The organism is Bradyrhizobium sp. Kon58 (genome assembly GCF_055807455.1).
Genome location: NZ_JBVVOT010000012.1, coordinates 146724 through 158390 on the forward strand (window position 1 = coordinate 146724; position 11667 = coordinate 158390).

Below are 11667 nucleotides of genomic sequence, written 5' to 3' on the forward strand. Positions count from 1 at the left end.
AATGGCGGCCGCTTCGCATCACGTCAGGCCGGCCGCCGCTGTGGTCATCGTCAATCACTTCAAGGCGCAGCGCTTGCTGGAGGGAATCAGGTCGCTTCATCGTCAGACGATTGCCAGGACGCTTGCCGTTGCGGTGGTAGACAATTCGATGGACGAGCGCGAGCGGCGCGCTTTGTCCAAGGACGCGCCGGAAGGTGCATTTCTGCTTGTCGAGCCTGGCGGAAATATCGGTTATACAAGGGGCTGTAACCTCGGCGTTGCCGCTCTACCCTCCTCACGCTATGTCGTCCTGTGCAATCCTGACGTGGTGTGGGATCAGCCCCATGCGCTTGAGCGCCTCATCGCAATGGCAGACGCTGACCCTTCGATCGGCGTTCTGGCCCCTCTGCAATTCAGTGATGATGGCGCCCCGGTCGAGATCGCAAGAACATTTCCGACCCTGACCGAACAGGTCAAGCGACGCTTGAGTCCGCAGAGCGGGAGTGAACTCTATCTGAATGAATCACTGACCGACGGCTCAGCGGTTTCGACCGAAGTCGATTGGGTGCAGTCATCATGCGTCCTTGTTCGCAGGACGCTCTGGGATCGGATCGGCGGGCTGGACGAGAGATATTTTCTCTTCATGTCCGATGTCGAGCTTGGTCGTGCAACATGGAATGCGGGCATGCGGGTATGCCTTACCTCGGCTGCAGCGGTCAGGGCTGACGGCAAACGGGCGAGCAATGGCGGCTTCCGTGCGTTGCTTACCAGCAGGGCTCAACGGGGCCACCTTGCGGATGCCATCAAATACTATCTGATCAACGGTCCTCGAAAGCTTCGTCGTCAGCAGATCAGCGGTATGGCCTATCGCCGAATCACCACGGCACCAACCGCGCTAGGTGCCACGACGCCCGGTGCACGATCCGCAGTCAAATCACTGGATGCCGCTGTTCATCCTGTCGATGCGCCAAGCGTCGTAAGAAGGCCATTCCTGTCATCGCCTCAATGAGCCACATCACTGGGACGATCGCTGCGAGATTGCGCAAGGGCACAAGATATTCGTCCAGTGTGAGTTCTGGCTTGAGCGCCAGATGGATGATGGCAAAAGTGCCGAACATGACGGTGATCGGAGCCGGGAATTTCTGAATCAGAAAGATGGCACCCCGCAACAGGGCGAGCATCACGAGCGCGTAAAGCCCGGCACCAATAACTCCAAAATCAGTCATCCCGTCCGTTAGAATCGTGTTGGCCTGATCGATCACAGGCAATCCAAGCTTCGGATGCGCCAGGGCCTCGACCATCTGCAAGGCGATGATTTGGTCCTTGCCGGGGTCGAGTGCTGAAGGGATGCACAGTCGCACGTAGTAGAGCAGCGCCTCCCCGTAAAGCGGAGCGGAGTTGGATACGGCCTCCATCAAATCGGCAAGGTAGCCCAGGAGAAACGTCCGCTCTCGAACGTTTTCGTAGAACAGCGTTGTAAAACGATCCTGCAGCGAGGGGGAGACCAGAAATTCCAGGCCCAGGCTCATCTGGTCAGCCAGAGTGGCATCGGTGCCCAGCTCCCATCCTGCAAGCCGCAGAGCAAAGAAATACGAACTCATGACGTAGGCAACGGCCCCGCCGCAGGCAACACCCAGCAGTTTTCGAGACAAAGAGAGCCGTTGCAACCCGCCGCCCAACGAAAACCCCATGGTGGCAACAATCAAGATCAACACGATCGGCCGTCGGCCGGTCGGGACGGCCGCCAGGACGACCATCAAGACGACCGCCGCATAAAACGCTGTCATCGTGCGCCGCCGGCTGCGCGCCAGCATGAAGCCAGCGATCCCGGCGAGTGGCCCCTGAAACAGCGCGGCCGCCGCACCAAGGACCGTGATGCGACCGGCTTCGTCGATCTGAATACCCATGTAGCCGAGGTCGCCAGCGAGATAAGCAGCAACGATCAATATGAGCCCGAAGGTCGCCAAAGCGAAGGAAAACCAGCTGTCTTCGGTCGCTTCCGCTGTCCTGGTCACGACGGGGCTCTCGAGCTGTCCTACGATCAGGAGCAGGCCGCAGATGATGTTGACCAAAGCCAGCGTCGATGAAATCAGCTCGATCGGACGATCCTTCACCATGATGGCAAATTCCGGAGCCGATGGCGCGCTGAGATAGGTCGACACAGAACCGCCGTCATAGGCAAACAGCAGCGAGGTGGTGAGGATCCAGGAGATGCGCATGGCCTTGCGATCGTCGATTGCGGCGTAAAGCGTCGCGAGGCCAATGATCAAACCGCAGAAGGCTACAGCTACAAACAGCGTCAGATTAGGCCACAGCAGAAGGACAAGGCCGCTGAGCAGCAAGGCCGTTCCGAAACGGGGGATTGTCAAAAGCCAATTCACGGCATGCGATCCTTGCGCTCAGCCAGCACCTTGACCAGGAACGTGGCGTAGCGCGCTGCGGCAACATCCTCCGAAAAGGATCCAGCGTGACTGCGCGCGGCTTCGGATTGTGAGGTCAGCCAGGCCCAGTTTCTCGCAATCGTGGCTGCTGATTCTTGCGGTTGGTGAGGATCGATCAAGAGAGCGGCTGGTCCTGCGATGCTTCGCATGGGCTCCTTGTCGGTGGTGATCACCGGGCAGCCGCAAGCCTGAGCTTCGATGATCGGCCAGCCGAACCCTTCTTCATAAGATGGGTAAAGCAAGGCCTCGGCCCGCATATACAGAGCCTCGATCAATTCGTTCGATGCCTCGCTCAAGACAATCAAGTTCCGCTGCCAATTCGAGGCTATTCGCGTGGCGTCTTCGGGAAGCGGCGGTCCTACGCAGACCATCAACGCGTCGCGAAGCGACGGCTCCCACTCGGGATGATCGCGCAGAAGACCGAACAACTCGACCGCGCCGCCTCGATTCTTGTACCAGATATTGCTTCCAACATGGAGCAGAAACGGACGGTCAACGGGCAAATCCGCCTGCCGCAAGAGCTCGAGCGCGCGGTCCTGATCCATACCGCCGAACCCTATGACCGGGTTGGGAATGACATCACTGGTCCCTCTGGGGGGCCCGATCAGGCGCACGAAATCGGCCTGCGTCGGCGCGGAGACAAAGGCAATGTTGGCGACGTGATGAAGGGACAGGCGGATGAGCCGCTGGAGATAGCGTCCTGTTGAGGGTAGGCGCTGGCCTTCGACCTCGCCGGACAGGACCTTGATCGGGATGAGGTCGTGGCAAGTGATGCTCGATGGCGTCGAGCCAAGCAACAGCAAGTATGGCGCATTCGAGTGGTCTGCGATGTGGACCAAATCGTAGCGTGAAGCCCGCACCTTGAGCTCGGCCGCGAAAAGGAAAAACTTGTCCACGAAGCCCAGCCATTTGCGGGCTGGGCCTTGGCCGGAGGCTAGTTTCGCGAGGCGAACCGAGGGCGCGATAAGGTCGACCTCGAACCCCTGGCGCCGTAAGGCCGCGGCGAGCCAGGATGTATAGCGCAGCATCGAAAACTGGCGATCCGGGGCGTAATTTCCGACCAGGAGAATGCGTGCAGAATGGCTCATTGCAGGATTGCGGAGCTTTCGGCCTGAAGGTCAACGGCGGTGTTGTAGCCCGAATCGGGCCGAAAAGGTGGGCGGCGGTCACTTGCGCTGAGCGATCGAAAATTAACGTAAAAGACCTACCAAGGGCGAACTGGCCCGATTTCTCCATTAGAGAGACAGTTCGGTGGTCAAGCGCATGTTGAAGGGCAAGACGGGACCTGCAGCGCAAGGCAAGGCAAGATGAATATTGACCGTTACTATACTCGTCGCGCTTGCGCCGGATTTTATCCATGCCGGCCCTGATCGAGCGGCTTGCGATTGGCCTTGTGGGGCAAGGGGTTTGGCGTGTTGCCGTAGCGCTCAACACCGTGGCGCTGATTCCTGTGCTCATTGCGACATGGGGGCTTGAAGGTTACGGCCAGTGGATGACGATCAACGCGCTCGTCTCCTATCTAGCCTATGCCAATCTTGGCCTCGTGGCCGCCGCGACGAACGAGCTCATCATGCTGGTTGCCGCTGGCGATCAGGTGCGCGCGCAACGCTGCTTTCAGATGTCCTGCAACCTAGCTCTTGGCCCGTTTCCGATCCTGCTCGCCGCAATCCTGGCCCTGGCAGCTTCGCTGCCGCTCGTCGACTGGTTCAATCTAGCGGAATTCTCGTCAGGCGCGGTCATGCTCATACTGGCGCTCGGCGCGCTGCAACTTTGTTGCGAGACGCTTCGCGGCTTCATGGCCGGGGTGCTCTTTTCGGCGGGACGCTATGGTGCTGCTTATAACATTGCCGCAGGTGTAAAGTTTGTTGAACTCGGCGCGTCGATCTACTCCGTCGGCGTCCTCGGCGTCCGTCCGGTGTACCTTGCGGCCATCATGGCGGCTGTCGCCCTGGTTGACCTCATCATCATCGTTTGTCTTGCCCGCTCAGCGGCACCCTGGGCGCGCCTGGATTTCCGCGTTATGGATGGACGCTTCTTTCGCGATCAGCTCAAACCCGCGCTGGGGTTCGCCTGTTTCAACCTGGCGACCCAAGGCGTTCTGGTTCAAGGACCGCGGCTCGTGCTTGGCACCTTGATGGGAGGACCGGCGGTCGCGGTGTATGCCGTGTATGCGACCGCAATGCGGCTTGTCGATCAGCTCTTCTTCATGTTGATGGCGCCGGTCGGCGTCGAAATCAGCCATTCGGCCGGACGCGGCGAGCCGCAACAGGTCGTTCGCCTCACCGCGGTGATCGTACAACTATCTACGCTCGTCTTGATCGCGGTTACTTCATTCCTAATGGTGCTTGGCCCGGTCATCTTCGACTGGTGGACCCATTCACGGGTGGCCTTTCACCACCCGGTGATGGCGCTTTTCCTTATCATGTCTGCGGCTAGTCTGCCGGGCCGGATCGCAGCGCAGGTCCTGATTAGCGTCAATGCCATGCGCGTCGTGTCGGTTTTGGTGCTGGCCGTCTCGCTTGCATCGCTGGTGCTCGGCTCAGCGCTAGTTCCGAATTTCAAGATTTACGGAATGTTGATCGGCCCCATTTGCGGCGAGGTTGCGATTGCGGTCGTGCTATGGATCTGCCTTAACCGCTGGCTTGGTCTTCCGTTAAGTGCAATCGCGCGCGAAGCTGCAAATGTCTCGGGTTTGGTCAGACGGATCCAGCACCATCTGCGCGCCCCGCTGGGCGGCCGGGGCGGTTCACGATGAGTCTCCCGAACAGGCCAAGCATCTCATCGCTTAAACGGCTTGTGAAACATAATGGATTTTTATTTTGTGATGATTTGAAACGGCATTGCCGAACGCAACTGCCACCCCGAGCTGTCCTTTGCACCGGCAGCATATAGAACGAGCATCTTGATGTCAGGCCTGCCAAATGATGAAGACGCCAACCAATTTATGTATGAGCGCTATGTCTCCTCCGGAGGTTTCGGGCGGGCCCCGGTCACCGAAAGCGATCTTACGCCACGCTTAGTCATCTTGCGTGATCTAGTGCGCAGGTTCTTCCCGGCTGATCGGCACGCGTTTATTCTTGATCTCGGTTGCGGATATGGAGTGCTGCTGCTTGCCGCCCGCCGCGAGGGCTACGTTCAGCTGTCGGGCGTCGATGGGTCGGCGGAACAAGTCGCGATTGCGCATCGTCTTGGGATTACCGAAGTCCGCCAAGGGGATCTGTTCGCCGAAATCGAACAGACCGCGGCCGATGTTCTCGATGTGGTCGTGACTTACGATGTGATTGAGCACCTTAAGAAACAGGATTTGCTTCGCCTGGTCGCCGAGGTGAGGCGGGTGCTCAAGCCAAATGGGCGCTGGATCATCCATGCGCCGAACGCCGAATCCCCGTTTTTTGGCCGAATCCGCTACGGTGATTTCACTCATGAACTTGCGTTCACGCATCAATCGCTCGGAGCTGTGCTGCGCGCCGGCGGATTTGGGCAGGTCGCGTGCTTTGAAGATGAGCCGGTGGTGCATGGGCTCAAGAGCGCAGTCCGCCGGATGTTTTGGAAGCTGCTGCGCCTGGTGTTGCGCTTCTTCATCGCGGTCGAGACGGGCGAAACCGCAGCTGGAATCTACAGCCAAAACCTCACGGCGGTGGCTCGCAAGCTGTGAGAGGGGGCGCGCAATGTGGTATTCGCTGCCCTTACCGGTGGCTGAACCGACCGACCCAAATCAAGCCCCCCCAAAAAAAAATCAATAGCTGTTTTGGTGGTTCTTCCTGGAGAAGAGCAACAGGGCGGTCAGGAACATGATTTTAAGGTCGAAGTAAAACGACCAATTGTCGACATAGAACAGATCGTGGTCGATGCGCCGTTGCATTTTATCCAGCGTGTCGGTTTCCCCTCTGAGCCTGTTGACCTGAGCCCAACCGGTGATGCCGGGTTTGACGTTGTGACGTCGCGATAGAGGCGGGATGCGGTCCTCGAACATGTTGTTATGGGCAAGGGCGTGCGGCCTTGGACCGACCAGGGACATCTCGCCGCGCAGCACGTTGAAGAGCTGTGGCAACTCATCAATGCTGGTCGCTCTCAACCTTGCCCCAACCCACGTCACCCGGTCGTCGTTACGCGTTGCTTGGCGGAAATCCTCGCTCTTGTCATCCGTGCGCACCTGCATGGTGCGAAACTTCAACACAGTGATGGCTTTATTGTTGAAGCCGTGACGGACCTGACGAAACAGGGCGGGACCTGGGCTCGTCAATTTAACAAGGGCTCCAATCATCAACATAAGCGGAGCTAACGTTACCAACAGCAATGCGCTGACAACGACGTCGAAACCTCGCTTGAGAAGCTCGTCAGCGGCGGATAGCGGCTCACCCTGCACCTTCATGGTTGCGACGTCGCCGAACGCGGAAATCTCTGATGACGACAGCAGCCCATCCAGTCCCGGCACCATGACGTGGACCGCGACTGGCAGCTGCGACAGCTGGTCAAGCACGGGCCTTATGCTTTCAAGCTCGCTTGGTTTGGGCAGAACGAAAATCTCATCCACGGCCAATGAGCGGCAGGCCTCAATCAGCTTTCGTGTCATGGAGGCGGGTTGATCGGCATCTAGGCTTGAGAGCGGGAATCGAGCAATGGTGACGACCCCGTTTGCGCCAAGGCGCTTTGACAATGCACTGGAGGCGGCAGGATCGCCGATCAGAAAGGCGCGGCGCAGGGCCAGGCGTCCTTGGCCGAGCGCGCGCTCCTGACGCCGAATCAGGATGCCACGCAGTGCCAACGTGGCAAGGCACACGGTCACCAGTTGCGCGAAAAATGCGCCGCGTGAATATTCCACGGACGTCTTGAGGAGAAACATTCCGCTCAACAAAAAGCAGAACGACAGGACGGTGGCGCGGACGGCGTTCCAGAGCAATTGCCGGCGGCGGAAAGCCAGCAGATGGGCTGGGTCCCCGAGCCAAAGCGTGCTCACGCAATAGAGTGTCGCGAGCAGGAGGGCTGCCGGGAAATAGCGGGTGGCGGCGGTGGCGTCGGGGACAACAGCGTGGTGATAAAGCTTGCTTGCCAGATAGGCGGCCGCCGTGACCGTCAAGAACTCGAGGCTCAACAGTCGGAATGCCACCCGCGCGCCGGGTTGCAGCCCCAGATCCAACCGCCAAACTGATTTGCGCCGTGGCCGGCGCGGCGAGGACATCAACTCGGTGGAGGGTGCGGCTGTTTGATCGGTCCGAGTATCGGGCACGCTGTGCGACGGATGATCTTCGCGGTGCAGCGGAGGCGCTCGGCGACCGGACGCATGCTCGCCCATTCCGACTTCGTGACGCATCCCCGACGCACCCTAACAAATAATTATCAAATCTCGACAGATCAAAGATGAACTAAACGCTTCAGCCACTTTAACTGTTTATTTACCGTTCGCAATCTCACAGTTTGTCAATTCCATGGCGCACATAGGCCCTTGCATGTATCGTCTCCAATGGTTGCAACAGACGCTCATTGTTTCTGCTGCGATTGCAATCTTGCTGTTCGTATCGCCGGCGGCGGCTCAACGGACAACGGATCCGCTGACGGGCCTTGGCACGAGACCCGAGGTGGGCGGAACCTACCGGCCGCGTGAGGTGCCGCAGCCCAAGATCAGCAGCAGCGGCAACACCGAGATTCTCCGCCACCGTGATTTCAGTGGGAAGCCGTGTCTCAGCGTTGGGGGATTCGCGCGACCGTTTGCAACCAGCCCCAACCTTTTTGACCATGTCATCAGCGCCGAGAACAATTGTCCGAAAGCGATCCAAATCCAGGTTTGTTATTTCAAGAGCACCGCGTGCACCCAGGCCGCGGTTCCCGGTTATGGCCGCAAAGAGGCCATCCTTGGTACGATGCCCTCGCAGAAGGATTTTCGCTTCGAGTTTCGCGAGAAATTTTGAAGCGGGCGTCCGAATTAAATCTGCTGCGTGTTTTCCACAAGGACGTCCTTAGGGGCGGGCGAGAGCATCCTCAACGGTGTCGGCAAGCGCGCGAATCTCGAAATCTGCGGGTTCATCGGGTGCAAAACTTGCGACCGATTGTCCCACCGCGAATGAGCGGACGAAGGCCGACCGTGCTGAAATTGCGGGCGCAACCATCTCGCCAAAAGTCTGCAATTCCTGAACCAGCTGGCGGCCTTCCAAGGTTCTTGCGTCAAGCCTATTGGGAACCAAAATCACCTGTGCGGGCAAACGGCGACGGGCGCGCACTGCTGCAATGATCGCGAGTGTTGCGGCAGTGGCTTCGAGATCGAGCCCTGACGCCGTGCAGGGGATGAGGATCAGATTGGCCAGCGCGATGGAGGCCCCCATCTCGCGCTCGTTTGGCGCGGTATCGATGACGAGCAACTCGGATTGCACGCTCAAGACATCGCGCGTCCATACGGAGATGGTATCCAAGCCTAAGCCTATCTCGTGAACGGGAAATTCGAGCTGGCCAGGCTCGGCCCACAGCGATGCGGAGCGCTGCGGATCTGCATCAACCAAGGATATGCCGTGACCGCGCCTGGCGAGTTCCGCGGTGATACAAACAGCGAGCGTGGTTTTGCCGACGCCACCTTTGCGTTGGGCAACTGTAATGATCGTGCTCATGAACAGCGAAGACCGCGAGCCTCGTTTCTAGTGATCTCCGGGAGCCGTAGCAGGATGCCGGCTGTCGCGTCAGCAAAATCGAGCCCGCGACCACGGCCCCCCGATGTTCTCCGCACGCTTAGACCGCTGCCGGCCGCCTCAATGACACCATGCGGGCTTCGGGTTAGGCGAGCTTGCCGTTTCGTGCTCGGGGTGATCAGCCAAATCGAAGTTAACCACAATATGATGTTGCCTGAGATTTAAGTTGGCGGGAATTAAATTCTGATCTTGCACGCACCGCGGCGCTCCGTTAACAGTAGCTTAACGAAGGCGAGAAGGGGGCAGACTCTCTTTGCGCCTTTTGAAATGCCTTTTTCGAGGTTGATTCGTTTCCATCTGGCTTCCCCATGAGCCGGCTGGGTTAGGAAATTTCAGGGGTCTTGTATGGCTGTCAGCTATTTGACGAAGACGGATTTGAATGCCGACCTCACGGCGGCGGGGCATCTCGATCCCACGGTTCAAGCGGCACTGATCGCGTCTCTTGAAAACAGCGGCGTCTACGATCCGGATCCTGAGGACGGCAAGAAGGCCTGGGTTGAGCAGGGCACCTACACCAGCGGACCGGTTCCCGGCATCGTTCAGGTTGTGGACCTCACGAATTCGGCGACCGTTCAGACCTCCTCGACGCTCAAGGCCATCATCATGGATGATGCCGGCGGCAACCAGCTCAACGTTGCGGGCGGATCGAACGGCGTCTTCGTGGCGATGGGTGAGGGCAACGACAGCGTCAACCTGTTCGATAGCGGCAACGACACGGTGCGGGGCGGCTCCGGCGCCGACGTGATTGGCGGCGGCAGCGGCAACAGCCAGCTCTTTGGTGACGGCGGCAGCGATACCATCTATGGCGGCAGTGGTCAGGACAGCATTTACGGTGGTGCGGGTGACGACGTGCTGCGGGCCGGCACCGGCGGGCATCAGTTGCTCGACGGCGGCGACAATAACGATGACATCCGTGATTTTTCGTCCGGTTCGAGCACGCTTCTGGGCGGCGCCGGCAACGACACCATCTGGGGTTACGGTGCGGATACGATCAACGGTGGCACCGGCAGCGACGAGCTGCATGGCGGTATCAACTCGACCGTCATTTCGGGCAGCACGGCCAGCGATGCCTCGGCCCTTGGTTCGGGCAGCACGCAGACGGGTGAAGCCAACTCGCTGCAGGGCGGCGCAGGTGCCGATACGCTCTATGGCGGCGGCGGTGGCGATACGCTCACGGGCGGTGCGGGCGACAACTTCCTGATCGCAGGCTCTGGCCAGCATCAGCTCCTGCAGGGAACCACCGGCAACACAAAATTGTACGATGGGTCGGCTGGTGCGGGCACCGACACGCTCATCGGCGGTGCAGGCAATGATACTATCATTGGCCAGCAAGGCGATTACTTCCAGGATACGGGCGCGGCCGGATCGAAGAATGAATTCTGGCTTTATGGCAGCTCCGGAGCGTCCTCGACGCTGCAGGGCGGCGCGGGCGACGATACCTTCCACGTTGAAACCAAGATTGGCAACGATACGATTATCGGTGGCGGTGGTACGGATATTGTCGGTTTCAACGACCGTTCGCTCGGCGACGTCAAGTCACTCGATCCGACGGCGCCCGGCAGCTACACCATCACCTTCAACGATGGTCAGGAAATCAAGGTCACCGGCATCACGGAGCTTTACTTCACCGACCAGGTGGTCAAGCTCACTTAATTCCGCTGATCGGCGGATTGGAAAGCCCCGCCTCGGCGGGGCTTTTTCGTCTCGACTAAGCTATTGAGCTCGCATCGTTTACCGTTAATTCGGTGAGAGTCGTGACCGGCTGGCAGGGGTCCGGTCGGCTTGGTAATCTCGGGCCAAGGTTTGATTGAGATTGTCCGGAGGAACGTCGTTGCCCCACAAGCGCATGCTCAACGCTGGCTCCGGTCCAGGTCCTGCTCGACGGATCGCCCGAATGACGGCGAAAGCGGATTGGGAAGAAGTGCGGCTGGACATCGACCCGGGCGTTCGGCCGGACGTGGTCGGCTCGATCAGCCGGCTCGATGCGTCCTTTGGCCCTCAAAGCTTTGATGCGGTCTGGTCCTCGCACGTGCTTGAGCATCTCTACGCCCATGAGGTTTATCCGGCGCTGCGGCAATTCCACCGGGTTCTCAAGTCAGATGGATTCGCTCTCATCATGAGCCCGGATCTGGAGGCGGTGGCTCAGTTCATCGTTGAGCATGGGATTGCCGCTGTGGCCTACGAATCGCCGGTTGGGCCGATACGTCCGCTCGATATGCTGTATGGTCACACGCGCTCGATCGAGGAGGGGCAACACTATATGGCCCACCGCACAGGTTTTACGCCGGAGCGGCTTGGCAACCTGCTGCTCAGTGCAGGCTTCCCCACGGTATCGGTCCGGAGCCAGGATTTTGAGGTCTGCGCGCTGGCGATAATGCCCGAGGCCGATGGCGTTGCCATTCAGAAGGAGCTTGCCGCCTGCGGCTTCGATTTTCAGGAGCAATTTGCCTAGCTTGTGACCGGAAGCTTCCCCGCCGCAGTGTTAAGGTTTATCGCAGAAGAGGTGGCTTTTTACCCCATGGAAGCGGGCTTTCCGCATAGCAAGATCACCTGATTTATTATATGAATTTAAT

10 protein-coding genes are annotated in these 11667 nt (G+C 59.1%); 6 read left to right on the forward strand and 4 right to left on the reverse strand.

Going from position 1 to position 11667, the window contains the following annotated elements; translation table 11 throughout:
• Position 1: 1 nt before the first annotated feature.
• Positions 2–988, forward strand: coding sequence for a glycosyltransferase (locus tag AC0L20_RS21060; RefSeq protein WP_456765840.1), 987 nt, complete (start codon positions 2–4; stop codon positions 986–988).
• On the opposite strand, the gene AC0L20_RS21065 is transcribed toward AC0L20_RS21060, so the two are convergent.
• The gene (locus AC0L20_RS21065) at positions 909–2360 is read right to left on the reverse strand and encodes a hypothetical protein (protein WP_473291721.1); all 1452 of its coding nucleotides are present in this window, start codon (positions 2358–2360) and stop codon (positions 909–911) included. The genes AC0L20_RS21060 and AC0L20_RS21065 overlap by 80 nt on opposite strands.
• Positions 2357–3508 carry a glycosyltransferase family 4 protein gene (locus tag AC0L20_RS21070; protein WP_473291724.1) on the reverse strand — a complete coding sequence of 384 codons (1152 nt, stop codon included), beginning with the start codon at positions 3506–3508 and terminating at the stop codon, positions 2357–2359. The genes AC0L20_RS21065 and AC0L20_RS21070 overlap by 4 nt, the downstream gene beginning before the upstream one ends.
• Before the next feature lie 269 nt (positions 3509–3777).
• Here AC0L20_RS21070 and AC0L20_RS21075 point away from each other — a divergent pair, with 269 nt between their 5' ends.
• Together AC0L20_RS21075 and AC0L20_RS21080 are read left to right on the forward strand one after the other, a co-directional pair.
• Positions 3778–5175: a lipopolysaccharide biosynthesis protein gene (locus AC0L20_RS21075; protein WP_473291728.1), complete on the forward strand. Its 1398-nt coding sequence runs from the start codon at positions 3778–3780 to the stop codon at positions 5173–5175.
• A 150-nt stretch (positions 5176–5325) separates the two neighbouring features.
• Positions 5326–6075, forward strand: a complete 750-nt coding sequence (locus AC0L20_RS21080; protein ID WP_473291731.1) for a class I SAM-dependent methyltransferase — start codon at positions 5326–5328, stop codon at positions 6073–6075.
• Between the two features lie 81 nt (positions 6076–6156).
• Here the strand turns inward: AC0L20_RS21080 and AC0L20_RS21085 are convergent, their stop codons facing one another.
• Positions 6157–7713, reverse strand: coding sequence for an exopolysaccharide biosynthesis polyprenyl glycosylphosphotransferase (locus tag AC0L20_RS21085; protein ID WP_473291734.1), 1557 nt, complete (start codon positions 7711–7713; stop codon positions 6157–6159).
• A 154-nt stretch (positions 7714–7867) separates the two neighbouring features.
• On the opposite strand from AC0L20_RS21085, the gene AC0L20_RS21090 reads away from it, so the two are divergent.
• Positions 7868–8326, forward strand: coding sequence for a hypothetical protein (locus AC0L20_RS21090; RefSeq protein WP_473291737.1), 459 nt, complete (start codon positions 7868–7870; stop codon positions 8324–8326).
• A gap of 48 nt (positions 8327–8374) precedes the next feature.
• Here the strand turns inward: AC0L20_RS21090 and AC0L20_RS21095 are convergent, their stop codons facing one another.
• The gene (locus tag AC0L20_RS21095) at positions 8375–9016 is read right to left on the reverse strand and encodes a nucleotide-binding protein (RefSeq protein WP_473291741.1); all 642 of its coding nucleotides are present in this window, start codon (positions 9014–9016) and stop codon (positions 8375–8377) included.
• Positions 9017–9439: 423 nt separating this feature from the next.
• Between AC0L20_RS21095 and AC0L20_RS21100 the strand changes: the two genes are divergently transcribed.
• Positions 9440–10747, forward strand: coding sequence for a calcium-binding protein (locus AC0L20_RS21100; protein ID WP_473291745.1), 1308 nt, complete (start codon positions 9440–9442; stop codon positions 10745–10747).
• Between the two features lie 193 nt (positions 10748–10940).
• Entirely contained in the window at positions 10941–11546 is a 606-nt protein-coding gene (locus tag AC0L20_RS21105; RefSeq protein ID WP_456769705.1) for a class I SAM-dependent methyltransferase, read from the forward strand.
• Positions 11547–11667: the final 121 nt, after the last annotated feature.